Origin of the sequence: Culicoidibacter larvae (genome assembly GCF_005771635.1) — a bacterium.
Lineage (GTDB): Bacteria > Bacillota_I > Bacilli_A > Culicoidibacterales > Culicoidibacteraceae > Culicoidibacter > Culicoidibacter larvae.
Window position 1 is genome coordinate 18,002 of record NZ_VBWP01000006.1, and the last position, 24,217, is coordinate 42,218.

25 protein-coding genes are annotated in these 24,217 nt (G+C 39.2%); 3 read left to right on the forward strand and 22 right to left on the reverse strand.

Annotated elements, in window-relative coordinates; genetic code table 11:
- Positions 1–4 precede the first annotated feature (4 nt).
- Positions 5–568 (reverse strand): aminoacyl-tRNA hydrolase, encoded by a 564-nt coding sequence (pth, locus tag FEZ08_RS07595; protein ID WP_138191126.1) that lies wholly within the window; start codon positions 566–568, stop codon positions 5–7.
- 132 nt (positions 569–700) lie between these two features.
- Between pth and FEZ08_RS07600 the strand changes: the two genes are divergently transcribed.
- Positions 701–1,258 (forward strand): putative ABC transporter permease, encoded by a 558-nt coding sequence (locus FEZ08_RS07600; protein ID WP_171014992.1) that lies wholly within the window; start codon positions 701–703, stop codon positions 1,256–1,258.
- Between the two features lie 93 nt (positions 1,259–1,351).
- Here FEZ08_RS07600 and FEZ08_RS07605 read toward each other — a convergent pair whose 3' ends face one another.
- From FEZ08_RS07605 to spoVG, 3 genes are all read right to left on the reverse strand, one after another.
- The gene (locus FEZ08_RS07605; protein WP_138191128.1) at positions 1,352–2,314 is read right to left on the reverse strand and encodes a ribose-phosphate diphosphokinase; all 963 of its coding nucleotides are present in this window, start codon (positions 2,312–2,314) and stop codon (positions 1,352–1,354) included.
- Between the two features lie 85 nt (positions 2,315–2,399).
- On the reverse strand, positions 2,400–3,767 hold the full coding sequence (gene glmU, locus FEZ08_RS07610) for a bifunctional UDP-N-acetylglucosamine diphosphorylase/glucosamine-1-phosphate N-acetyltransferase GlmU (protein ID WP_138191129.1): 1,368 nt from the start codon (positions 3,765–3,767) through the stop codon (positions 2,400–2,402).
- Between the two features lie 144 nt (positions 3,768–3,911).
- Complete coding sequence (gene spoVG, locus FEZ08_RS07615; RefSeq protein ID WP_138191130.1) at positions 3,912–4,187, reverse strand: septation regulator SpoVG; 276 nt, start codon at positions 4,185–4,187, stop codon at positions 3,912–3,914.
- Positions 4,188–4,350: 163 nt separating this feature from the next.
- Here spoVG and FEZ08_RS07620 point away from each other — a divergent pair, with 163 nt between their 5' ends.
- Complete coding sequence (locus FEZ08_RS07620) at positions 4,351–5,487, forward strand: sensor protein KdpD (protein WP_138191131.1); 1,137 nt, start codon at positions 4,351–4,353, stop codon at positions 5,485–5,487.
- Between the two features lie 66 nt (positions 5,488–5,553).
- Here FEZ08_RS07620 and FEZ08_RS07625 read toward each other — a convergent pair whose 3' ends face one another.
- From FEZ08_RS07625 to FEZ08_RS07645, 5 genes are all read right to left on the reverse strand, one after another.
- Positions 5,554–6,066, reverse strand: coding sequence for a hypothetical protein (locus FEZ08_RS07625; RefSeq protein ID WP_138191132.1), 513 nt, complete (start codon positions 6,064–6,066; stop codon positions 5,554–5,556).
- Positions 6,067–6,130: 64 nt separating this feature from the next.
- On the reverse strand, positions 6,131–7,222 hold the full coding sequence (locus tag FEZ08_RS07630) for a hypothetical protein (RefSeq protein WP_138191133.1): 1,092 nt from the start codon (positions 7,220–7,222) through the stop codon (positions 6,131–6,133).
- 91 nt (positions 7,223–7,313) lie between these two features.
- Positions 7,314–8,522, reverse strand: a complete 1,209-nt coding sequence (gene thiI, locus FEZ08_RS07635; protein ID WP_138191134.1) for a tRNA uracil 4-sulfurtransferase ThiI — start codon at positions 8,520–8,522, stop codon at positions 7,314–7,316.
- Between the two features lie 30 nt (positions 8,523–8,552).
- Positions 8,553–9,695, reverse strand: coding sequence for a cysteine desulfurase family protein (locus tag FEZ08_RS07640; protein WP_138191135.1), 1,143 nt, complete (start codon positions 9,693–9,695; stop codon positions 8,553–8,555).
- A 231-nt stretch (positions 9,696–9,926) separates the two neighbouring features.
- Positions 9,927–11,687, reverse strand: coding sequence for a septation ring formation regulator EzrA (locus FEZ08_RS07645; RefSeq protein ID WP_138191136.1), 1,761 nt, complete (start codon positions 11,685–11,687; stop codon positions 9,927–9,929).
- 403 nt (positions 11,688–12,090) lie between these two features.
- On the opposite strand from FEZ08_RS07645, the gene rpsD reads away from it, so the two are divergent.
- Complete coding sequence (gene rpsD, locus FEZ08_RS07650; protein ID WP_138191137.1) at positions 12,091–12,696, forward strand: 30S ribosomal protein S4; 606 nt, start codon at positions 12,091–12,093, stop codon at positions 12,694–12,696.
- 54 nt (positions 12,697–12,750) lie between these two features.
- On the opposite strand, the gene FEZ08_RS07655 is transcribed toward rpsD, so the two are convergent.
- From FEZ08_RS07655 to FEZ08_RS07715, 13 genes are all read right to left on the reverse strand, one after another.
- Positions 12,751–13,830, reverse strand: a complete 1,080-nt coding sequence (locus FEZ08_RS07655) for an FUSC family protein (protein WP_171014993.1) — start codon at positions 13,828–13,830, stop codon at positions 12,751–12,753.
- Between the two features lie 56 nt (positions 13,831–13,886).
- Positions 13,887–15,113 (reverse strand): MFS transporter, encoded by a 1,227-nt coding sequence (locus FEZ08_RS07660; RefSeq protein ID WP_138191139.1) that lies wholly within the window; start codon positions 15,111–15,113, stop codon positions 13,887–13,889.
- A 72-nt stretch (positions 15,114–15,185) separates the two neighbouring features.
- Positions 15,186–16,766: an ABC transporter permease/substrate-binding protein gene (locus tag FEZ08_RS07665; protein ID WP_199288053.1), complete on the reverse strand. Its 1,581-nt coding sequence runs from the start codon at positions 16,764–16,766 to the stop codon at positions 15,186–15,188.
- Complete coding sequence (locus tag FEZ08_RS07670) at positions 16,766–17,929, reverse strand: betaine/proline/choline family ABC transporter ATP-binding protein (protein ID WP_138191140.1); 1,164 nt, start codon at positions 17,927–17,929, stop codon at positions 16,766–16,768. Before FEZ08_RS07670 ends, FEZ08_RS07665 begins: the two co-directional genes overlap by 1 nt.
- A 107-nt stretch (positions 17,930–18,036) precedes the next feature.
- The gene (gene deoD / locus FEZ08_RS07675) at positions 18,037–18,741 is read right to left on the reverse strand and encodes a purine-nucleoside phosphorylase (protein ID WP_138191141.1); all 705 of its coding nucleotides are present in this window, start codon (positions 18,739–18,741) and stop codon (positions 18,037–18,039) included.
- A 161-nt stretch (positions 18,742–18,902) separates the two neighbouring features.
- Complete coding sequence (locus FEZ08_RS07680) at positions 18,903–19,217, reverse strand: nucleotide pyrophosphohydrolase (protein WP_138191142.1); 315 nt, start codon at positions 19,215–19,217, stop codon at positions 18,903–18,905.
- 95 nt (positions 19,218–19,312) lie between these two features.
- The gene (locus FEZ08_RS07685) at positions 19,313–19,870 is read right to left on the reverse strand and encodes a putative periplasmic lipoprotein (RefSeq protein WP_138191143.1); all 558 of its coding nucleotides are present in this window, start codon (positions 19,868–19,870) and stop codon (positions 19,313–19,315) included.
- A gap of 174 nt (positions 19,871–20,044) precedes the next feature.
- Positions 20,045–20,842 carry an ABC transporter permease subunit gene (locus FEZ08_RS07690; RefSeq protein ID WP_138191144.1) on the reverse strand — a complete coding sequence of 266 codons (798 nt, stop codon included), beginning with the start codon at positions 20,840–20,842 and terminating at the stop codon, positions 20,045–20,047.
- Positions 20,843–20,861: 19 nt separating this feature from the next.
- A complete protein-coding gene (locus tag FEZ08_RS07695) occupies positions 20,862–21,653 on the reverse strand; it encodes an ABC transporter permease subunit (RefSeq protein ID WP_138191145.1) in 792 nt (263 codons plus the stop codon).
- A 14-nt stretch (positions 21,654–21,667) separates the two neighbouring features.
- Positions 21,668–22,546, reverse strand: coding sequence for an ABC transporter ATP-binding protein (locus tag FEZ08_RS07700; protein ID WP_138191146.1), 879 nt, complete (start codon positions 22,544–22,546; stop codon positions 21,668–21,670).
- A 5-nt stretch (positions 22,547–22,551) separates the two neighbouring features.
- Entirely contained in the window at positions 22,552–23,184 is a 633-nt protein-coding gene (locus FEZ08_RS07705; RefSeq protein WP_138191147.1) for a TetR/AcrR family transcriptional regulator, read from the reverse strand.
- A gap of 143 nt (positions 23,185–23,327) precedes the next feature.
- On the reverse strand, positions 23,328–23,705 hold the full coding sequence (locus FEZ08_RS07710) for a VOC family protein (protein WP_138191148.1): 378 nt from the start codon (positions 23,703–23,705) through the stop codon (positions 23,328–23,330).
- Positions 23,706–23,788: 83 nt separating this feature from the next.
- Positions 23,789–24,205 (reverse strand): DUF2262 domain-containing protein, encoded by a 417-nt coding sequence (locus FEZ08_RS07715; RefSeq protein WP_138191149.1) that lies wholly within the window; start codon positions 24,203–24,205, stop codon positions 23,789–23,791.
- Positions 24,206–24,217: the final 12 nt, after the last annotated feature.

A 24,217-nucleotide genomic window follows, 5' to 3' on the forward strand; every position in this document is an offset into this window, starting at 1 on the left:
GCCACTATACCTTCTTATTAAAATCATTCATTACTTTAATGATATCCTCTTTCACAAACATTGTTGCCGCCCGTTCAACTTCCGGTAACAAATCTTGTACTAACTCCATTTGTACTTTATAAAAATCATCCAGCACATAGTCGACGACCGATTGATTAATCGGTCGGTCAATACCAATGCGGAATCGCGGAAATGCTTGCGTGCCTAGATGGCTGATTATTGATTTCATACCATTATGGCCGCCAGCCGATCCTTGGGCACGAACCCGCATTGTTCCGCAAGCAATATCCATATCATCGTAAAGCACAACAATATCTTCATCATCAACATCAAAATAATCAGCACAGCTGCGTACGCTTTGTCCTGATAAATTCATATATGTCTGTGGTTTTAACAAGGCTACTTTTTCGGTACCAACGAAGCCTTCACCGTACAATCCGGAAAACTGATTTTTGGTAACATCGATTCCCCAGGCAGCAGCAATATAGTCAATTGCCATAAAGCCAACATTATGGCGATTGTTTTGGTATTTCTTCCCCGGATTACCGAGACCGACAAAAATTTTCATGAACATCCTCCAGAATTCAATTCTGTTTCCATTATACCATAAATATTTGACATAATAATAGACTATGTATTAGGATTTTTTTAGCAATTATGGTACACTATAATTAGTTTTTTATTGAAGGGGTATATTGAAGTGTTTGAAGCAGAACTTGTAAAGCAACGGTCACTGTCAAAAAACAATAATTCATTCTATTTATGGACAACAGTTTTGTTTGAATTTCTTGTTTTTTCTTTCCTTGGCTGGATTGTAGAGACCATCGACGTCTTGATTGTTGCAGGCGAATGGACTTGGCGTGGCTTAATTGCTTATGGCTTACCAATGATTCATATCTATGGACTCGGTGGCCTGATTATTGTCTATGTTTTCGGTCGTCTACGCGATAAACCAATCACCTTCTTTTTGATTACCACACTGACTATGACCGCATTCGAGTTATTCAGCAGTTATTTTGAAGAAGCATTAACCGGGCTGCGTACCTGGGATTATTCCGATAAACTATTTAGTTTCTTTGATGGCCGCATTTGTTTGTCATCATCGCTTGGCTGGGGCCTGCTCTCGGTGTTTGTACTCTACTTTGTACATCCATTCCTGCTTGCCTTCGAGGAAAAAGTACCGCGGAAAATATTATACCCGATTGTATGGGCCGTCGGTATCTATACGATGATTTGTATTTATATTCAATATTTTTAGAAAAGCTGAAACCGGGCTGGTCATAAAGACCAGCCCGGTTTTTATTTTACCCCGATAAAAAACCAGCAAGTACTAACCTGCTGGCTCTTAATATTAATATTTGGTCTTTTTTTCTAAATGGTCGAATAATGCACTTACCGGTTCGTTTTCGTATACCCGTTTTACTGCTTGTCCCAGTAAATGACCGACTGAAAGAACACGGATTTTATCAATTTGTTTTTCCTCCGAAAGCGGAATTGTGTTGGTAGTTACCAACTCTATCATTGAGCTTGCCTGAATGCGGTTGATAGCTTCCCCTGAAAGCACCGCATGGGTACAAGCCGTGTAAACGTCTTTAGCACCCTTTTTCACTAATGCATCTACAGCGTTACAAATACTTCCGGCAGTATCAATCATATCGTCGATGATGATTGCATTCTTGCCCTCAACATCACCAATGATACCCATAACTTCAGCAACGTTCGGACGCGGCCGGCGTTTATCGATAATTGCCAGCGGCGCATCAAGGCGGTCAGCTAATTTGCGGGCACGGGTCGCACCACCATGATCCGGTGATACAACAACAATATTGTCTAGCTCTTTTTTCAAGAAATAGTCAGCAATAATCGGCATCGCCCGGAAGTCGTCAATCGGAATATCAAAGAACCCCTGAATCTGACTGGCATGTAAGTCCATCGTTAGTACTCGTGTAGCGCCGGCAGAAGTAATTAAGTTAGCAACTAACTTTGCGGTAATCGGTTCACGGGCTTTTGCTTTACGATCCTGACGGGCATAACCGTAATATGGCATAACCACATTAATTGTTTTTGCTGATGCCCGCTTCAAAGCATCAATCATAATCAATACTTCCATAAGGTTATCGTTAACCGGATTACAGGTTGGCTGAACAATGTAAACGTGATTTCCCCGCACTGATTCACGGATATCGATATTAATTTCGCCATCAGCAAAGTGTTTTACTTCACAATCACTTAATCCAATACCTACCGCCTGTGCAATTTCCTCTGCTAATTTCTGATTTGCTGACAGACTAAATATTTGCATATTACTCGCCATTTTAAAAGAAGCCTCCTTGATAATATTATTATTGATAATTGCCCTGATTGAATTTTCAATCAAGGCATTATATCCATTTAGGTTATTATTTTTTCTTTGGTTTCAGCTTTTCAGCATACCCCAACTTATTAGTCTGACGCTCTCTGGCAATCGCCAGTGCGTCATCCGGTACATCGTCAGTCAGCGTTGAGCCGGCTGCGATGTAGGCTCCCGCACCGATTGTAATCGGTGCGATCAGGTTGCTGTTGCAACCAACAAAAACATCATCATCAATGATGGTTTTGTGCTTTTTCTCACCATCATAGTTCACTGTGATTGACCCACAGCCAATGTTGACCCGTTCGCCAACTTCTGCATCACCTAAGTACGCCAGATGTGCTGATCCGGAATGACTGCCAAATTGAGTATTTTTCATTTCCACAAAGTTACCAACCCGTACATGTTCACCAACTGCAGTATTGTTACGCAAATGTGCATAAGGACCAACTGATGTATGGCTGCCAACGCTTGAATCATGAATAACACTTTGATGTACATATGCATAATCCGCAATTGTACTTTCATGAATATAGCAATCCGGTCCAATGACTACGTCACTGCCGATTACTGACTTACCATAAATATGCGTGTTTGGATAAATAATCGTATCACTGCCGATTTTAACATCGCTGCCGATATAAGTGCTATCCGGGTTAATAATCGTTACCCCTTCACGCATCCAGAATGTATTAATCCGTTCCCGCATGATGCGCTCAGCATTTGCCAGCGCCACGCGGTCGTTAATTCCTAAAGTTTGTTCAAAGTCATTGGTTTTATATCCTCGAACCGGGTAATCAGCATCTGCCAGTATTTTTAAAACATCTGGCAAATAATACTCACCCTGGGCATTATCATTAGTAACTTGATTAAGTGCCCAAAACAACTCCTTAATCGCAAAGCAATAGGTTCCGGTATTGATTTCCTGAATCAGCCGTTCTTGTGGACTGGCATCCTTTTCCTCAACACTGCCGAGCACATGCTCAGTTTGATCACGAATAATACGGCCATACCCGGTTGGGTTATCAACCTGTGCGGTCAAAATTGTTGCTTTTGCCCGCTGCGCTTCATGATAATTAAAGATATTTTCAATTGTTTCAGCATAAATTAATGGTGTATCGCCGCAGATGACCATAGTATTACCATCTACATCGCCTAACAATTGTTCTGCCTGAAGAACGGCATGTCCGGTACCCAGTTGTTCATTCTGGTAGACAAACTCTACGCCAGTTACACATTCCTTTACTTTATCTGCTTCGTGGCCGACAATTGCGATGATTCGCTCAACCTGAGCCTCACGCAAATGATCAACAACATGTGCAAGCATTGGCTTCTGTAAAATTGCATGCACAACTTTTGGCTGGTTTGAACGCATTCTTGTGCCCTTACCGGCTGCTAAAATTATTGCTGTTCGCATTTCTAAACCTCCAACATCGATTTGACTTTCGCTATCTAAAATTGTACTCCAAATACTTCATTTTTTCAATAGCTTTCACCGATAAGACAAAAGAAAAGCCCACTTTTACTCCAAAATGGTAAAAGCAGGCTTAAACTCCGCCAATTAAACTTGTTCAACTGACTCCTCTAAAACTTTTTGATACTCCTCTAAAATAGCATCTTCAAACAACTTACGTGTTTCTGCATTAATCGGATGGGCAATGTCACGGAATTCTCCGGTGCTAAGCCGTCTCGATGGCATTGCTACAAATAAACCACCGTCTCCTTTAATGATACGGATATCGTGTACCACGAAACAATCATCCAATGTTACTGAAACAACAGCTTTCATACGACCCTCTTTTTCAACAAGTCGTACTCTTACATTTGTAATATTCATATAAGTCACCTCCTGTTGAAAGCGTTTGCAATTTAATTATAAACTATTTCAAATTAAAATACTACTATTTTTGTACTTTTAGCTGAAAACTCGAAGTTTCCCTGTATTTTTGTTTATTTTTGCAGTATACTTGAGATATTATTTAAGATAGCAGGTGACCTGTATGAATGAGTACAACAACGATAATAAGCTACCAACGCCAGATAATCCGGAAAGCAAGGATAAATTAAAACTTTTCTTAGGCTACGCTCCCGGTGTTGGTAAAACATATATGATGCTCAGTGAGGCCAATCGAAGAAAAAAACGCGGTAAACACGTAGTTGCCGGATACATAGAATTTCATAATCGTCCGGAAACACTGGAACAACTCGGGACAATCCCGGTTATTCCAAGAAAAAAAATAACTGTTGATGACCACATATACGAAGAACCAGATATTGAACACATCATTAACCAACGCCCCGATTTAGTACTTATTGACGAACTCGCTCACAAGAATGCGCCTGGCTCAAAAAACGAATACCGCTACCAGGATGTGCTTGCACTCATCAATGCCGGTATCAGTGTGTACACAACCATGAACATCGAGCATGTAGAAAGCTTAAATGATGTTATTGAACAAATCACCGGCGTAGTAGTTGAAGAAACCCTGCCTGATAGCGTCATTGATCTCGTTGATGAAATTGTTATTGTAGATATAACTCCTGATGCATTACGCAACCGATTACAGCGCGGTCAAATATATAAACCGGAAATTATTGACAACGCTTTGCAAAGTTTCTTCCGCAAAGGCAATTTAACTGCTCTTCGTGAACTGACATTGCGGCAAATTGCCGATGACGTTGATGACGATTTGCAAGTTTATATGCGTGAAAAAAACATTAAGGAGAATTGGAGTGTCAATGAACGCATCATGGTTGCTATCTCTGCACACCCCGCCTCAAAAACACTCATCCGCCGCGGTGCCCGGATGGCTAAACGCTTAAAATGCGAACTCTTTGTAGTTGATGTCGAAGCAACTCATATTTTCGAGCCTAAACCAGATAAAAAACGACTTGAGCAACTTCATACCTATCGTTGTCTTGCTCAACGCCTTGGTGCTAAAACCGTTACCCTTACAGGTCGCTCTATTGCCGGTGAACTCGCTGATTTTGCAATTGAAAAACAAATCAGCAAATTAATTATCGGTCATAGCAACCGCACCAATTGGCAAAATATTATTCGTGGCTCAATTGCCAACCAATTACTGAAAGCATTAAGAAATACCGAAATAATAGTTGTCCCATCTAAATATGAATAGAAACCGAATGGCATAACAAAAAGCCCGGATTTTAAAATCCGGGCTTTTTCATTTTTCCCTAAAAAATTATTCAGCGCCTGCAGCTAGCTGCCCTAACTTATAAGCATTATAAAACCCTAAGAAAGTCGCGCTAACCAGCAATACCCAACTCACTAAAGCGGTAATATCACCGAGACTAAGCACCATATTCAACATGTTGATTTGCTGCTCATTGAAAGCCGAAATCAATTGTTCCGACTGACCATACATCTCATCAAAACTGATACTTGGATTTGAAAAAATAACTACCATCATATAAATAAAACTCGCGACAAAAGTAAATGTGCTGACAACACCGCTTAATGCACCAATCAAAAATAAAATTGGCACTAAACGTGATTTATTGCTGCGTCGTGCTTTAACTATTAACGCAACTGAAAAAACAACAACTAAAGAAATTAATATTAGTTGTGTCACATAGCCGATATTATAAAGAACCCCAACCATATTTTTAACTATTTCAATAATCAAATACGCCAAACTCATACCAGCGACAATCAAGTACCACTTTCGCAAATTCAAATCTCGATTCATTTCCAAAACCAACACATCCTTATGTTCTAATTATAAACGCGAATCACGCTACTGGCAACACCGGTTGCACTTAATCACTATTTTCCTCAGAAATCCGCGCTGGCTGCTCACGGCGGTAAGCATCCAGCCGAAGTTGTAAAGCATCTGCAATTTCCTGCGGCCGCAAACAACGAATCTGCACTACTTCAAGCGGCTGTTGTTTCTTGCTCAAAGCATCCGCCACCCGCTCCTCTGAAAACTTGCCTAAGTAAACATTCACTGCCTGCGTCGTCCGGCTAAGCCCGACTGAATAAACAAAATTATTATATGTTGACTTATGTAAGGGCTCGATAACCTCGCAGCTAACGGCTTGAATCTGGCTATATTCAAGCCGGAACTGTGAAATAGTCCCAACTTGAAAACTCACTCGATCCGAATATAATTTCGTCTTAACAACTGTTCTTCGACCATAAGCAGTCATAACTACGATCATAACTGCTACTAAAAAGATTGATGCTAATATAGTCGCAAGTTTACCAGTCGACGTAAAAATAAAACCAGTAATAATAGTGCTCAAAACTATAGCAACAGCAGGCATAATAAATCGCGTCAAACGACGTTGAACAATTACCTGTCGCGGCATAATCTCAACAACATGATTGACTTGTTGCTCACTACTTATAGCTAGATCCAGCCTTTTTTCAAGAAAAAAATGTTTTAACCTTTCAATTTCCGGACACCAAATAATAAGTTGAAATGCAGTATTCGCACGAGTCAAACGCTTAAAAAAGCTCGGCTTTGGCATTGTTCCGGTCAATGGATCAACATGCGGAACAATATCTAAAACCAATACCTCGGCACTACTACCCATTCCTATTGTTCTAACTTCATCATAGATATGTTCACCACTTTTAATGTTTGCTGCCGAATAAGGCTTGACACTTACTGCTTTTATATCCTCAGGCATAAATACAACACGGGAATTACCATTCCCAAACACTATAAAATAATTTTGCTTTCTAAAATAAACAAATGTCATCATAGAACGTACATTTGTTAATAAAAAAGTAAATCCGAAAATAAGTAGTACAATTACAAAAATTGCTGTCAATGGCACAGTTACTGCAACAGACACTATATTTGTAATTCCTGCTAAAATAGCAGCAGTGATGGCAATAACCATGATTATCACCACCCAAAGACATACCTTTCCCATCCGACTAAAAATTCGAATAATTTCCCTGTTTTTCATTGTAACCCCTATACTCTACGCTTTAAAATAAATCCAATTCATCATCTGACAATTTTGAATATGTCTTATCGATAACAATTCGCTCGGTATTGCGAACACAAGCTTCAACCAACGGCTCCCAATCAAATCGTGCCTCTTGTTCCAAAACAAACTTTTCTTTTGGCATCGTTGCCGGGTGCTTTGGTGTAAAAATAGTACAACAATCTTCAAACGGACGAATTGAAATATCATATGTACCAATTTTCTTAGCAATATCAATAATTTCGTTTTTATCATAAGTCGCAACTGGACGAATAACCGGAATCGACACTACACTATTAATTACCTTCATACTATGTAATGTTTGTGAAGCTACTTGTCCGATATTCTCACCATTCACAAGAATCTCACAGCGACGTCGATATGCCAGCCACTGAGCAATACGATACATCATCCGTCGCATCACCGTCATTTGATATTTCTCATCAACAAAACGGTTAATTGCTACCTGCAGTTGTGTAAACGGCACAATATGGGTTGTCACATAAGGCGTATAATCGGTCAATTGATGTAATAAATCAATTACTTTCTGTTTCGCCTGCGCATTAGTATACGGCGGTGACTCAAAATGCACAGCCTCAAGCATGACTCCGCGCTTAGTCGCCAAAAAACCGGCAACAGGACTATCAATACCACCTGAAATCATTAGCATACCTTTACCGGCAACCCCAACCGGATAACCACCGGCACCTTGTAAAACGCCGCACATCACATATGTAAAAGCTTCACGTACCTCTACTAAAAGAGTAACATCAGGATTATGTACATCCACGGTAATATTCTCAGTATTACGCAAAACATGTCCACCAACCATACGGGCAAAATCTGTACTCAGGATAGGAAATTGTTTAAAACTTCGCTTGACCTCAGCTTTAAATGTACTGATATCCAGTTGTTCAATTGCCCATAAAGCTGCAGCCATAATTGCAGCTTCATCAGTAGCGACCTTAATCGCTAAACTCATTGAATGAATGCCAAACACCTTTTGTAAACTCTCACAAACCGCCTCAGATTGAGTGCCATTAAGAACGACATACATCCGATCATGTGCGGTTTCCAAAGTAACCTCAGGAAATGGCAATAAAGCCGCCCGCACATTCTCCTGCAATCGGCCAATAAAAGTTTTTCGATTCTTGCCCTTAGTCATTAATTCACCATAGCGAATCAATACATGGGTATAATCATAAGTCATATGATGACTCCCCTCAAATATATTTTTTTGTTAGGCACTCTTTTCAATCGTCGCAACGATTTCAGCCAAAGCTGCAATTGTTGCATCAATTTCTTCTGCGGTCGTTACATACGAAACACTAATCCGCAGTCCGCTGATTGCCCGCTCATGACTAATCGGCATCGCCTGTAATACTCGCGACGGCTTACCGTTTTTAGCTGAACATGCCGAACGTGTAGAAATATAAATTTCCCGCTCCGCAAGCGCATGCACAATACTTTCCGGTTTCGCACCGACAACTGAAAAATTCACCATCGCCGGTGAAAAACCAATTTGCGGCGTATTAATAACAACACCCGGTATCGCTTCAATTCCGGCAAACAAACGATTGCGCATATCCATAGTATGACTAAACTTTGCTTCAAAATTTTCAACTGCTAAGCGAACAGTTTTGGCAACAACAATCTCCGCTGCCGTATTCTGCGTCCCGCCACGGAAGCCATTTTCTTGCAAACCACCACTAATTAACGGTGCAATCTGAACCGTATTTTTCTTATATAAAAAGCCACTGCCCTTTAAACCAAATATTTTATGCATCGAAAACGAAGCCATGTCAATGTCTAAATCTTCAAATACAAATGGCACTTTACCAAATGATTGTACCATATCAACATGAAAATAAGTCTTCGGATTTTGTCGTACAATCTCTGCCAACTCAGCAATCGGCTGAATGCTGCCAACTTCACTGTTCACATGCATAATTGAAACCAACACAGTATCGTCACGCATACTGGCTGCAAGCTCAGCCGGATCAACGCGGCAATACTCATCAACATTCAAATAAGTCACATCAAAACCAAAATAAGTCTCCAAAAATTGACAAGTATCGTATACTGACGCATGCTCAATTTTAGTAGTAATAACATGGTTGCCACGATGCTTATTCGCCAACGCCACGCCTTTAATAGCAAGGTTATTGGCTTCAGTTGCACCGCTGGTAAAAATAATCTCCTCGGGCTTTACTTTCAAAAGCTCAGCAACCTGGTTGCGTGAATGCTCGACCAAGGTCGCAGCCTTCACGCCGACATCATGTAATGAACCGGTATTGCCAAAATAGTTAATAGTAACCTCATCAAAAGCCTTCAACACCTCCGGATTGGTTGGTGTAGTAGCTGCAAAATCTAAATATATCATTATCAAATTACTCCTTTTTTTGGAACTTAAAAACGCCTGCTTTCAAATTGATATCCTTTAGGGCACCATTTTTTGAAAGACAAGCGTCCCATTCAGATCTATGCAAAACGCTCGCAATCTTTGAAAGTTGGAAAAAATTACTCAGTCACGTATGTTTAGATACGCTCCCTCCTAATTTTTTCCAACTTCCTTTGATTTCAATCGTTTTCATACAATCTGTACATTCTAACGTTATGCTGTTTGAAGTTTTTCTTCATACAACTGCAACAACATATCATACATACCCGGTTCTACTTCTTCAAGAGCAGTAAGCGCAATATCCAAGGCTTCACTGTAATCCCCTTCTGAATAAAGGAACTCGGCTTTTTTCAACTGGTCATCTATAAACTCAGCTGAACGATAACGGTTGGTATATACAATGGCTCGTTCCGTCAGCAGCACCGTTTTCACAATCATGTTCGTATCTTTAAAGAAACGGATAACTAAGTGCTGAGCAATATCGAGTAATTCAGTCAGACGCTTCACATTTAATGGCTGGATATCAAATTGTTTTTCAATATCTCCGAGCGAGGCGACTGCTTCGTCTAATTTAAGGAAATAGTCATTTGGTAAAACTGATACATCAATGCGTGCAATTTTTCGTTTTGATTCATGAATCATATAACGCAACTGCTCAAATTGTTTGCGCACATGAGTTTCATCTTTTTGCAGAATATCTATTTTTTGATTAATGCCATCAGCAACATGATTTGCTTGCTTAATTGCATAATCCAAAGTCTTCAGTTGGTCAAGTAAAACAATATATGAATCTTGTTTTTCAGTGCACTTAACATGCAAAACAACAAATTGGTTTTCAATCTCAAGCACATTATCGGTAAAGATTTGAAATTGCTCATGATCTTCAATGTTGGTTTCATAACGTTGCGATACTTCATTCCAGCTGGCAGCAATTTGCTCACGGCTACCGCGTAACAACTCCATTTTATCTTCAATCTCTTTTAACAAGGTCATTGTTTCTTCACGAACGGTATGTTCGCGCTCTAAGATTGCCATTGTTTCCTCAATACCACGCTTTAACACGGTAATCGAATTTTCAACTGAATCTAAATGTAATTCATCAATATGATTTTCAATGCCTTGTAATTGGTATTCATAACTTTCAATTCGACCGGCAATATCCAAGCCATGCAATTGATAGCCATCTACACGCATTGCTCCATAAGTTTCTTTTAACTCATTCAACCCCGGTAAAATCATGTTGTTCAATAACACCAATGCTTTCGGTAATTCATTTAAAATCGTACTCAAACGCGTTAAATCTGCTTTAATTTCTTCAAAGAGCTGTGCTTCGCGCTCCTTATTCTCATCTTTCATCGTCATGGTCAATTCATGAAACATGTCCTGTGTTTTCATTAATTGGTTTTGAATTTTATCAGCATGGGTACCGAGCACTTTTAAATTTGAAGAATATAACTTCATCAACTGGTCGTAAAAATTTTTTGTCTCAGCTAACTGCGATTGAATTTTTTCTTCACTGTTCATGCAAAGTTCGATATCTTGTTGCATATCAGTAATCGTCATCGATAAAATATCTAATTGCTTAGTAATATCTTCTGCCTTTTCGGCAAAATCTTTATACTGGCGACTTTCAATGTTATCTTCAAGGTCAAGCTGCATACCAATAACTGTATCAGTAAGTTCATGCTTTACTTCATGCCAGCTCTTAATCCAAGCTTGATAACGCTCTTCCAAAACCGCTGATCGTTCAAAAAGACGCAGCTTAGCTAAATTGCTCTCCACATCTGAACTCAGCAACTCATTCCGGCGTGATTCAATCTCATCAAGCTGCTTTTGATATTTATTACGTTTACCCTTACTTAACATACGGATAATAACAATTAAAATAATGACGATGACAACCCCGCCGATTACCATCCAAAGGTACGGAATAGTCAATTGATCGTTTAATTTTAAACCTTCTTCAATAAACATGAAACTCTCCTCCGTCAATCTGTATTAAAATCGCGCAACTGCACGACACAAATGCGACAATACATCTTCTATTATTGTAACAAAAAAGTCAGAAAAATACTAATATTTTCATACCTTTTTACCGTTTTTCGGGAAATTTGTAAGGGAGTGCTCCAAGGACCACTCCCTTATTGACAAGAACCGGTGATTCTACTATAATAGAAAGGCATGAAAAATTTAATTTACAGCACCTGTAAAAATCACAGATATTATGTTGCACCTTAGTATCTAACTAGAGGTATGCAGTAACTATTCTAAAGCTGTATGAATAGCGAACCATTCAGTGCAAACATAACCTTTGCTGCTTTTTATAGCGTTATATGAGTTTATTCGTCATGTAATAGAATTTAGGAGGTTGTCATTTATGGCACGTTACACAGGACCAAGTTGGCGTTTATCACGTCGCTTAGGAATCTCATTATCAGAAACAGGAAAAGAATTACGTAAACGTAATTACGCTCCAGGACAACACGGAAACGCAAAACGTCGTCCGAAATTGTCTGAATACGGAAAACAATTACAAATGAAACAAACTGTACGTCATATGTATGGATTAAACGAACGTCAGTTCCGTACTACATTTGACCATGCAGCAAAAATGAAAGGGAAACAAGGTGAAAACTTCTTGTTCTTACTTGAATCACGTTTAGATAACCTTGTCTACCGTATGGGACTTGCCCGCACACGTCGTGGTGCACGTCAATTAGTTAACCACGGACACATCCAAGTAGATGGTCGTCGTGTTGACATCCCTTCTTACCGTGTGAAAATCGGACAAACAATCAGTGTTCAAGATAAATCACGTGGCAACTCTTCAATCAAAGAAGCTTTAGAATCAAATGTATCTACATTAGATTTCGTAACATTCGACGAAACTTCAATGAGCGGACAATACTTACGTTTACCAGAACGTAATGAATTAAACGAACAAATCGAAGAATCATTAATCGTTGAGTTCTACAACCGTTAATCACTAACGGTTGCCAAAATAAAAAGCCGATTGCTTCAAGCAATCGGCTTTTTTTTATTTATCTTGTTCCTCTGCTGCCTCGATTTCCGGCAAGGAAATCGACTGCGTCCATTCGCAAGCCTCGCCCTCACCGCTACGAACATAAGTCATCATTGTAGACAGATAATCAAAATATATTGTTAATGCATGCATCAATGCTACCGTATCATTAAACCGCGGATGCGTATATATCAGATGATCCTGCATTGAACGATAAATTTCATTCTTGGTATCATGAATAATCAGTTCCCAATAGTGGCGGTAGCTCTCCATGGCAAAAATATCAATAATAATATCATGCTCAATAACAAATAAACTATGAATTAAGGTATACAAGCTTCCATACTCATCTCGTTCAAAAACACCCAGCGCCTTAATAATCCTTAGTTCCTGCCTGGTTGAATTCATAATCGTTGCAAAAATTTTATGTTGCAAACGTTTATCATTACGCGTAGCAATTTTGGTCCGCATATCCTGACGGATAAGCCCAATCTTGCTCTCAAGCTGATCAGTTGACTCACTCAACTGATTAAAAATAGTTCCCTGCTCTTTTTTACTGCCGCTTGCGAACCAACGATCAATCTTCTCGGAAATCATTGTTAAAATCATTTCAATATCATTGCTGAATTTCGGCCGGAAGATAGTAATATTAACAATAAAAGCAATAATCATACCATAGCCGGTAGAAATAAAGCGGTCAAACCCACGTTGAATTAAAGATGTATCATCTGTAGCCAATAACATAATCGACATTAAGGTCACACCGGCCATCAAATAGCTATCACCAAGTTTGGCGTACTTAATAACTAAAAATAAAGCCATAATCCCAAATGAAACACTAATGATGTTAATACCGAAAATAAAGCCAAAAAAAGCGGCAAAAGCAAACCCGACAAAGTTAGCAATCAGCTGCTGAATAATAATCTGAATTGAGCCGGCAATCGATTCGCGCATTGTCCGCAATGCACCAATAGAAGCGTAGAACTGGGTTCCGCTGATAAACAAGGGCATAGTAACAAAAGCCAAAGCTACTGCGATCCCTGACTTAATAATCCGCATTGGTATTTGCTGTTTAATTCGTTGCCACTTGTCCATAAGCATTCATTCCCTTTCTTTTATTATACTGCAAAATAAAGATATCGCAAGCCGCGCTACTCGGGGCGCGGCTCGCGATTTACGCGTTTTCTGACAATAAACCAGCAGAACAAAGCGGCGACAACAAAGAGCACTGCAGCTGCGTAAAAAGGAACATAGCCACCGAGCGCAAACAACACCGACAGACCAACAAAACCAATAACATTTCCTAGTGCCTGCACTGACTGACGAACGCCAAACAAAGCGCCGGCATCTTCACGACGGGAAATTGATTCAACCACCATTTGGCCGGCAACCTGAACATTCGTCGAAGTGGTAAATAGAATTGTACTTAAAACTACAAAAATGACCATTGGTGATTGAAATAAGAAGCTTACAATCACCAAAGCGACACCAACGCTGCCCATCACCGCAATTGAAAACATTAATCTGGTCGGTGACATCCGTTTTTGGAACATCGGCACAAATACCAAATTCAATACTGCGGCCACTAAACCAATTATCCCAGTAATCAGTCCAATTTCTGCAGTCGTATAATGCAACTGGAATGATAAGAAGTATGGTACAACCCCGGTAAACAACGAGTTCGCTGTTACCAACAAAATAATAATTATAAACACTGTTGGTAAAATCGTATGACGATACCGTTTGATCGTCTCTCTTACCTCATCGCTCCACAACAGCTGCCGTAACGAAGGCCGCTTGTTTGCGCCCGGCATCGGCTCATGCTTCTTATAATCACGAACTGTAAATAGAAAGAATACCCCTAAAATCACTCCGGCAACTGCCTGCAAAATAAATGGCAAGTGATAATCCAGCTCACCGATTGCGCCACCGATGAACGGTGAAAAAGCTGCCCCAAAAGCAAATAACATCGTTGCCAGTGCAATAACCTTAGAACGATGCTCCGGCTTGGCAATATCACTAAAATACGCAATATGCACAGTAAAAGTAATAACTACGAAAAAACCGGATAAAAAGCGAGCAAAAATCAGCACCGGTACATACGTCCCATAAGCAAACAACAACTGACAGAACCCATAGCCAAGCGGCCCTAAAAATAGCAACCAGCGACCATATTTATCTGATAATGTTCCCCACATTGGCGAAGCAAAAAATTGTGCCAGTGTCATCGCTGCCATGAAAAAACCGAAAATATTTTCCGGAGCTCCAACCGCTTTAATTAACGCCGGAGTTGCCGGATGACCGAGACCGTTGACGACCCCGATTAAAAAATAAGCAAACAACATAATAATGAGTTTCTTAGACATTCCTTTATACATGCACTTGTACCCTCTTACTTTTGGTAGAAATTTTCATCGGGAAGACGCACTCCGTCTTCCCGATGATTCCTTTTAAATCAAGCCCTTACTGAGTAAAAAGTCACGAGCAACATCAGCATCCTTCTGTCCCTCAACGATTACTTTGTAGTTTAGCTCGCGCATTTCTTCATCACTAATAGCATTTTCCAGCATATTCAGCACTTCCGTTAATTCCGGATGTTTAGCCAATGTCTCTGTGCGGAATATCGGGAATGCGGTATAAGGCGCAAAGAAGTGTTTATCATCTTCCAAAACCTTCATATTGTATTTTGCAATCAAGCCATCGGTAGTAAATACATCCGAAGCATCGGCTGCTCCTGAATCAACAGCAGTATAACGCATTGCATCATCAGCTGCGTTCATTCCCTTAAAGTTAAAATTATATACTTTATTCGCACCGATAAAGCCATCCTCACGGTTTTGGAACTCCATCGTACTGATGAAATTCAACTCTGGGCTTACAGCTGCAAGTTCAGAAGTGGTTGTCAGGTTGTACTTCTCAGCAATATCAGCTCTTACGGCAAAGGCATAACGATTTTCAAATCCTAATGGTGCCATTGCTGTTAAATCAATATCGGCTAATTGTGTTTTCAATTCATCAAATACTGCCTCAGCAGACATTCCCGGTTTAAATGTATTGTTCATGTAAGTTACATAAGCCGTCCCGCTATATTCAACGTAACCATCGATCTGACCACTGGTTACTCCTTCAAAAACAATCTTTGAGCCGCCTAAACTTAATTTACGATCAACAGTTAAGTCTGTGTGGGCTTCAATTAAATCAGCCAGCATATGGCAGAGAATCATTGACTCAGTAAACTTCTTCGAACCAATTGCAATTGTTTTATCACTATTGCTTTGATTCATATATACAGTACCACCGATTGCGCTAACCGCTAAAACCGCAGCCAACCCAATCCATAATCCTTTATGGCGTTTTTTCCCTTTACGATGTTGATGATTCTGATTTCTAAGCGTCATCCGCTTTTCAATCCACTGAATCAAGGCATCAATAGACAACGCCAAAATTGCTGCCGGAATCGCACCAAAGAGAATCATCGTATTGTTTACTAATGATACCCCGGTAAAGATAAAGTAGCCTAAACCACCACCGCCGACAAAGGCCGCAATAGTCATTAACCCAACTGCACTAACTGCTGATATCCGAATACCAGAAACAATAACCGGCATTGCCAGTGGCACTTCAACCTTAAACAAACGTTGCCACCAAGTCATCCCCATACCATCAGCCGACTCTAAAATCGCCGGACTGATGTTAGTGATTCCGGTATAAGTATTTTTTACGATAGGTAAAAGCGAATACATCGTCACCATAAAGATAGCTGGCGCACTACCAATACCTAAAAACGGAATTAAAAACCCTAAAATAGCCAAACTAGGAATAGCCTGTACAACATTAATAACGGCCATAATTACTTTAGCAATACGCTTATAATACGAAGAGATAATTCCTAGCGGAATACCGATTATAATCGCAATAACAACCGAAACTACGGTCATGTAGATGTGTTGTCCTAATGCTTGCAGGAATTGCGCGCTGTATTGATTCCAAAAAACAATAATACTATTCCAAAAATCCATGAACATATCCATTAGAACTCACCTCCACTGGTTGCAATCTCTTCTTCATCTTCATCAGCATTGTCAACATACTGCAAACCAATCTTGGCAAATAGTGTTGCCCGTGTCAGTGCTCCAACCACCTGTTGTTGCTCATCAACGACCGGAATACAACGAACCTTCTCAGTAATCATATACTCAAGAATATCACTTACTCCTTCGTCAGGATACGATGTCCGGATATCTTTTTGCATTAAATCAATAATCGATAACTGGCGTTTACTCTTCTGCAATAACTCTTCCATGAAAAGAATACCCAGATAGCGACGGTTTTCATCAACAACAATCAGACTGTCTACACGATTACGGCGCATCTTTTCAATCGCACGGAATAATGTTTCCGAAGGATGAATAGTTGCCGCCTTGGCAATCATAACATCAGCAGCATGAATAAAGTTAGGATTTTGCCATAATTTATCCTCACCCACAAACGAGCGCACATAATCACTGGCCGGCCGTTTTAAAATAGCCTCTGGTGTATCAAACTGGGCAACTTCACCATCTTGAAAAATACAGATACGATCAGCAATCTTCAGTGCCTCATCCATATCATGAGTAACAAACAAAATCGTTTTCTTTACCTTCTTTTGCAATTCAACAACTTGATCCTGCAACTGACTGCGGGTAATTGGATCAAGCGCACTAAAAGGTTCATCCATTAAAATAATGTTCGGATCATTAGCCAACGCCCGGGCAAAACCAATCCGTTGCTGCTGACCTCCGGATAGTTGATCAGGATACTTTTCTAAATAACTCTCGTCCAGCCCCATCATCTCAATAAGTTCCAATGCACGCTGATATACAGCTTCATCTTCACGTTTTTCATGCATTAAACTTGGTACTAAAGTAATATTCTCATAAATACTCATATGTGGGAATAACCCGATATTTTGAATAACATATCCAATCGAACGACGCAAACTGATAGTATCAGTATCTGCAATGTTCTTCCCATCAATTAAGATTGTTCCGCTGCTCGGCTGAATCAACTTATTAATCATCTTTAACAAGGTCGTCTTCCCACACCCGGATGGCCCGATAAAAACAATAAACTCACCATCATTAATAGTTAAGTCTACACCTTTTAATATTTGCTTCTTGCCATAGCTTTTCTTTATATTCTGTAATTCTATCATTTTACCGCCTCTTTAATAGAAAAAGCCCTTATGGGGCTTCTTTTTAAATGACCGGATGGCTGATTAAGCCATCCGAATCAAAATGCAATACTCACTGTTGATTAATCTTACTCGGCAAACTCCAAAGCAATTTCCATCATTTGCGTGAATGTTGTTTCGCGTTCCTCGGCAGTGGTTGATTTACCAGTAACCAATGAATCCGAAATAGTTAAAATAGCTAACGCTTGTTTACCTAAAGCTGCAGCATTCATATATAATGCTGCGGCTTCCATTTCAACACAAAGCACGCCAAGCTCTGCCCATTTCTTCCAAGAATCTTTTTGGAAGTTATAGAACACATCTGATGAAAGACTGTTACCAACATGTACATGTTGTCCATTCATTTTAGCAATATTGTATGCTTTATCCAGCAATTCAAAACTTGCTAATGGCGCATATGTTCCCGGCAAACCATATTGATGAGCAAAATCAGACTCAGTTGAAGCTCCCTGAACAAGAACAATATCACGAATGTCTACATGCTCTTGGTAAGAACCCGCTGAACCAATACGAATAATATTTTCAACATCATAAGCAGTAAATAACTCATATGAATAAATTCCGATTGATGGTTGTCCCATTCCAGAACCCATTACTGAGATTTTTCTGCCATTGTAGTAACCAGTGTAACCAAACATATTACGTACATCAGTCACCAATTTAACATCAGTTAAAAACTTCTCAGCAATAAACTTCGCCCGTAAAGGATCTCCGGGCATTAAAACTGTCTTCGCAAAATCACCTTTATTTGCATTAATGTGTGGTGTTGCCATTTACAATTCACTCCTCTAAATAAGTTTTTCGTGCAATAACCATGCTGTTTCCATGGAATCAGTGCTGTCTAAGCACTCACAAACCATTTATTATTATACCAAAAATATTGAGGAAATACAAACCCACAAGCTATTCCATGCATCAAAAAAAGCGATGTTAACTACATCGCTTTTTGCTCCGGATCGGGATACTTAATCTTATTAATCTCAAGCTTCTCGGCAATAATATCCTCAACATCCACATTCATCATCGCTGCCATGGTAAAACCATAAATCAAGACATCTGCCAACTCTTCCTTAATACCCTGAAAATTGCGTTTGCAACTCTCCTTGGCATCCCACCACTGAAAATGCTCCAGCAGTTCACCGGCTTCAATGGCAATTGAAATGGCAATATCACGTTGCGCACCTTCTGTCTGCCAGCCGCGCTCAGCTCGAAATGCTTTTATTTTCTCGCTCAGTTCCTTTACTTCCATACCATGCACCTCAATTCATTTTTTCTTATTTTATCAAAAAATGACAAAAAGAACAATAAAAAAAGAACGCTGCTTGAGCGTTCTTCTTCGTTTAATTATTGACCTGCATTTGCATCAACAATTGCTTTAATTTGCGCTGATGAATCTACCATAGTTCCACTTGCACTTGTGTAAACAGAACCTTTTCCGTAGAAGTAGTCTACACCTTCACCATAAGCAATTGCCAACATAGCATTGATTGCATCGTAATCAACACTATCAAGGTTGATTCCTGCTGATGATAAATCAATAGCTACAACACAATCAGAGCAGCTGTTGTTTGAGAATATACCATAGATGTATGCTGTATCTGCACTTGAGATTGCTGAACTTACAAGACTGTACATAGATGTGAATGCTTCAACACCTTTTGTGTATGCGTCCGCTTCTGCTCCAGTTAAACTAAGATCAGATGCACTGTTTGATGTAACATCACTGTTGATGCTTGAAAGATAGCTCGCTTCAGTTGAAGTGTCCAACTTTTCTACTGTTGCTCCGCTCACATTTACTTGAGAGCTTACTTCATTGATAACTGTTTCTGCCGGTGATGCCGAACATGCTGCTAATCCAAAAGATAACATAACAACAGTTAAAATACTTAAAACTTTTTTCATGTTAATATTTCCTCCTTAAGTTTATACGATATTAGTATAACTAAATCCAAATACGATGTCAAACTACATCGTGTTATTTTAAAAAATTTCATAATTTTCATAAATTCCCATAGAATTTACTCACTTGAAGGATTCTAAAGCTAAGTCATTATTAACACGAAAATTTTATCAATCCTAGTACTCAAAATCACGTCGGTTATAGAAGAAATAACCCGCACCAATAGCTACAATTACTACCAGTGCATTCACGACAACAAACATCCAATTAAAGTCACCATGCAACATTGTATACGGGTCATAATATTTGAATGGTGTTAAGATATCCAAAAACGCTAAATTATCACCGGCCATACTTATAATAGCACTTAATAAATAAGTAACTACTACAATGATTGCTGATATTCCGGTTGCTAATTTAGTATTTTTGAGCGACGCAGCTAGGCAGAAGCCGATTGCCGCAAAGAATAACTGCATACCAAACATAGCTGCCATAAACATAAAAATCTCCGCAGTAATCATCTGACCACCGCCAAATATTGCCACACCGATAAACGAACCAATAATCGTTACAATATTCAACACAAGTAATTGCAATAGAATTGCAATCAGCTTATCACTCAATACCCGATTTCGCGAAATTGGTTTAACATATAAAAACTCAGAAGTTTTATCGCGTTCCTCTTTAGCAATCGTATTTGCGCCAAGCAATCCGGCATGTAAAACCGCAATAATCGCATTAAAAGGAAATAAAATTCCAAAATAATCCGCTAATTGTGACATATCCAACTGACTAAGTCCAAAGAGCGCCTGAATTGAGGCCGGCATCTGCTTAACAATATCAGTCAAGGCTTGTGCATCTTGTGAAGAAGCAGAATACTTAGTCATACCTACAACCGCCATGAAAAAGATACCCACACACCAAAAGAAGAGTGCTTTTTTATTTGCTTTTAGTTCCTGCCAAATAATATTCATAATCAATCAACACCCCTTCTCACACTGCATGCACATCACGACGCAAATACATAACATATGCTGCCGCAATACACGCTATAATAACTCCAACACTTACAGCCACAAACTGCATCTCTAAACCGCCATTAGCAATAATTGATGGTGCGTCAAAATATTTAAATGGGATAAAATAACGTAACCAATCTTTATCTAATACTGAATCCAGTAACCCTAGCGCAAAGAAAGTAAATACAATCCCTAACGATAAAGTTATCACCGAACGAATTTTTTGCAGTAATCCGGCAATCATAAAGCCAATTGCAAAAAATACATATTGAGTAATCACTAATCCCAGATTAATCTGCATAAAAGTCGTCATATCTACACTATCACCGGCAATTAAGATTGCTGCAATCGTTGAGCCGGCAACAAACACAATTTGCGTAATCAACAACATCATTACCGCTGCTGCCAGCTTCGCACTCACTACTGCACCACGGCTGACTGGTTTAGTCAATAAAAAATCTGCTGTTTTCACTCGTCCCTCTTTAGATAAAATACCAATACCAAGATTTGTCGCCTGAATTGCCGCACACAAAGTTGCATACAATATTGCATAGCCATAGAAGCCCGCGAACGATGTTAAATCTCCGAGTCCCAAAGCTTTGACAAGTTCTGGCGGGTAAGCCGCCAGGACTTGATTTAATTTATCAACATCCTGCCCAAAAGACGGATAGAGGATAATAAAAAATATTGCTAAAGCTAAGAGTGAGACAGCCCATATAAGTGTTATCTTCAAGTTTGCTTTACATTCATATCGAAAAATACTCATAATCTTGCCGCCCCCTACTCATAATAATGCATGAAGATTTCTTCAAGATCAGGTTCATCAAGGGTAATATCAGTTAATTGCAATGCGCTTAGTTTTTGCATAATAACGTTAATATCACCTTTATATAAGAAGGTTGCTTCGTCACCGCCGTTTTTCAGCTCTTTGATACCATCCAGATTAAAATAATCAGCTGCAATCGGTGTTGTTGAAGTCAATTTTATCCGTTTGTAACTGTCAGCTCGTAATGCGCTCATCGTTTGCAACTGAATAATTTCACCATCTTTAATGATGGCCACGCGGTCGCATAAGCGTTGTACCTCACTGAGAATATGTGAGGAGAAAAATATCGTAGCGCCTTTTTTATTTTCTTCTTCAAGCAAGTTGAAAAACTTTTGCTGCATTAACGGATCCAAACCGCTGGTTGGCTCATCAAGGATAATGAGCTTCGGACTATGCAAGAGTCCTTGAACAATACCAACTTTTTTCTTATTACCAAATGACATGTCGTCAATTCGTTTATTTAAATCCAATTCCATAATATCAGCAAGTTCTTTAATTCTTTTGCTGCAATCTTTTTTGTAAAAACTTGCTGAGTATTTCAACAAATCAATAGCTTTCATCTTGTCATAGTAAAATACCTCTGATGGTAAATAACCAATATCTTCAGCAATAGTGGCCCGCTCTTTCAAAATATCTTTACCAAAAATTGTAGCGCTGCCGCTAGTTGCATGAATAAGTCCTAGCAAAGTACGTATTGTTGTGGATTTACCGGCGCCGTTGGGGCCGATAAATCCAAAGATTTCACCCTCAGCGACACTAAAGGAAATATCTTTAATCCCTCGTGATTTGCCATAATTTTTTGTCAGTTTATTGATTTCAATTACATTTTCCATAATTATTAATCCTCCTGTTGGTAGAACAACTGCCGTAATAATGCGGTATATTGTGCCCCTTTTTGATATAATTCTTCCCAGTCATATTCTTTTTCCGGATGGATTTTTAGCATCATTATTGTTTCATTGGCCAATCCATCATAGGTCCATACCATAACCTGTAGTGCTTCCTTGATATTAATACCTTCGCGAAATAACGAATAATCTATATTAGCAAGCAATTGTTCATAGCTGGTCTGTTTTACTTTAGCAAAGTTGCCAGTCACATATTGCTTCACCTCGGGTGCCGAATCGGTCATTGCAGTTTTCAAAAACTCAATTAAATCCGGGTGAATTCTCATCAATTCAAACTTAACCGTCATGATTTGCTCAAGCCGCCGAAAAATATCTCGTTCACTGTAATCAATTCGAGTGTTATAATCCCGCATTATCAAATCTATTGCATAGTCAAACAAAAATTGGAAAAGTTGCTGTTTATTCTTAAAATAATGAAACAGTGCTCCTTTAGAAATTTCTGCGGCAGCAACAATCGCATTGGTCGAAGTATTGTTATAGCCATATTGACTGAACTCCGCCATAGCCGCATTAATAATACGTTGCTGCTTAGGCGGATCAATATTTAAAAATTGCCCATACATATTCGCACATTCCTTTCCAAATTCGTGTTTTGACCACTTTGGTCAATCATTATTATAGACCTTTCTCATCTAATGTCAATCGATGTTGCTTTTTTTTGAAAAAATAAAAAAAGACACATCATAAAGATATGTCTTTTAAAAGATTATTCCATTTCACGAACGGCAAAATATCTACCTTCCGGATCAGCAAAATTGAATACTCGCATACCATCAGGTGTTGTCATCGGCGGATTAACAACCTCACCGTTTGCTTTTACTTTTTCATACAAAGCATCCAACTCGCCCTTTGGTACCGCAAATAGCAATGATGGGGTTGCTAAATCCAATTCTGGCTCTAACTCAGCAATAATTGCGCGTTCAAATAAAATAATTTTGGTTTCGGCAAGCTGATGAGGTCGCAATTCAATCTTGAAAAGCCCACCTTCTTCAGTCACATTTTCCAAGAAGCCAAAATTTTTCTTCCAAAATTCAGCTACCCGCCGCGGCTCATCGACATAGAGCATTAATTCATATAAAAACATCCTGAATCTCTCCTTTATTTTCTAATAGGTATTTATTATAACATGAAAAAAAGCAAAGTCCATAGACTTTGCTTTTTCAACATTTATCCTTCAATAACCGCGGCTGAAAACCCATCTTGCACATGACCATAAACACAAATACAATGACCCAATAGTAAGTCACCGGCATCAAACCAAAGAATATATTTCTGTGGCTCCTGCTGCATAATCGTATTCAGCTGCAACTGCTGCAAAAAACTTTCATCATCATGATAAATGCTCCAGGCTTCAATCTGTGGGCGCAATTCTTGCAGAATAAAAGTTTTAGCGCCAATGATATAGGCATCCAGATTATTAATGATTTGTTGCAAGTCAGCTAAAAACGCGCGTTCTTCCATATGTAAAATAATTTTGTTGCCGTTGCATTGATAACTGCCTTTATAGTAATCACGGTATCCTGATTTATGGAAGACAAAAGTACCTAGCTGCTGATCAATAAAAGTTTGGCGTTGTTTTTGCAAATTACTCGCCTC

What these genes read in the sequence shown, in the direction of transcription:
- pth (WP_138191126.1), bottom strand. Translation starts at nt 568, where the DNA reads ATGAAAATTTTTGTCGGTCTCGGTAATCCGGGGAAGAAATACCAAAAC.
- FEZ08_RS07605 (WP_138191128.1), bottom strand. Translation starts at nt 2,314, where the DNA reads ATGGCGAGTAATATGCAAATATTTAGTCTGTCAGCAAATCAGAAATTA.
- glmU (WP_138191129.1), bottom strand. Translation starts at nt 3,767, where the DNA reads ATGCGAACAGCAATAATTTTAGCAGCCGGTAAGGGCACAAGAATGCGT.
- spoVG (WP_138191130.1), bottom strand. Translation starts at nt 4,187, where the DNA reads ATGAATATTACAAATGTAAGAGTACGACTTGTTGAAAAAGAGGGTCGT.
- FEZ08_RS07620 (WP_138191131.1), top strand. Translation starts at nt 4,351, where the DNA reads ATGAATGAGTACAACAACGATAATAAGCTACCAACGCCAGATAATCCG.
- FEZ08_RS07630 (WP_138191133.1), bottom strand. Translation starts at nt 7,222, where the DNA reads ATGGTTATTGCCATCACTGCTGCTATTTTAGCAGGAATTACAAATATA.
- thiI (WP_138191134.1), bottom strand. Translation starts at nt 8,522, where the DNA reads ATGACTTATGATTATACCCATGTATTGATTCGCTATGGTGAATTAATG.
- FEZ08_RS07640 (WP_138191135.1), bottom strand. Translation starts at nt 9,695, where the DNA reads ATGATATATTTAGATTTTGCAGCTACTACACCAACCAATCCGGAGGTG.
- FEZ08_RS07645 (WP_138191136.1), bottom strand. Translation starts at nt 11,687, where the DNA reads ATGTTTATTGAAGAAGGTTTAAAATTAAACGATCAATTGACTATTCCG.
- rpsD (WP_138191137.1), top strand. Translation starts at nt 12,091, where the DNA reads ATGGCACGTTACACAGGACCAAGTTGGCGTTTATCACGTCGCTTAGGA.
- FEZ08_RS07655 (WP_171014993.1), bottom strand. Translation starts at nt 13,830, where the DNA reads ATGGACAAGTGGCAACGAATTAAACAGCAAATACCAATGCGGATTATT.
- FEZ08_RS07660 (WP_138191139.1), bottom strand. Translation starts at nt 15,113, where the DNA reads ATGTATAAAGGAATGTCTAAGAAACTCATTATTATGTTGTTTGCTTAT.
- FEZ08_RS07665 (WP_199288053.1), bottom strand. Translation starts at nt 16,766, where the DNA reads ATGGATATGTTCATGGATTTTTGGAATAGTATTATTGTTTTTTGGAAT.
- FEZ08_RS07670 (WP_138191140.1), bottom strand. Translation starts at nt 17,929, where the DNA reads ATGATAGAATTACAGAATATAAAGAAAAGCTATGGCAAGAAGCAAATA.
- deoD (WP_138191141.1), bottom strand. Translation starts at nt 18,741, where the DNA reads ATGGCAACACCACACATTAATGCAAATAAAGGTGATTTTGCGAAGACA.
- FEZ08_RS07680 (WP_138191142.1), bottom strand. Translation starts at nt 19,217, where the DNA reads ATGGAAGTAAAGGAACTGAGCGAGAAAATAAAAGCATTTCGAGCTGAG.
- FEZ08_RS07685 (WP_138191143.1), bottom strand. Translation starts at nt 19,870, where the DNA reads ATGAAAAAAGTTTTAAGTATTTTAACTGTTGTTATGTTATCTTTTGGA.
- FEZ08_RS07690 (WP_138191144.1), bottom strand. Translation starts at nt 20,842, where the DNA reads ATGAATATTATTTGGCAGGAACTAAAAGCAAATAAAAAAGCACTCTTC.
- FEZ08_RS07695 (WP_138191145.1), bottom strand. Translation starts at nt 21,653, where the DNA reads ATGAGTATTTTTCGATATGAATGTAAAGCAAACTTGAAGATAACACTT.
- FEZ08_RS07700 (WP_138191146.1), bottom strand. Translation starts at nt 22,546, where the DNA reads ATGGAAAATGTAATTGAAATCAATAAACTGACAAAAAATTATGGCAAA.
- FEZ08_RS07705 (WP_138191147.1), bottom strand. Translation starts at nt 23,184, where the DNA reads ATGTATGGGCAATTTTTAAATATTGATCCGCCTAAGCAGCAACGTATT.
- FEZ08_RS07710 (WP_138191148.1), bottom strand. Translation starts at nt 23,705, where the DNA reads ATGTTTTTATATGAATTAATGCTCTATGTCGATGAGCCGCGGCGGGTA.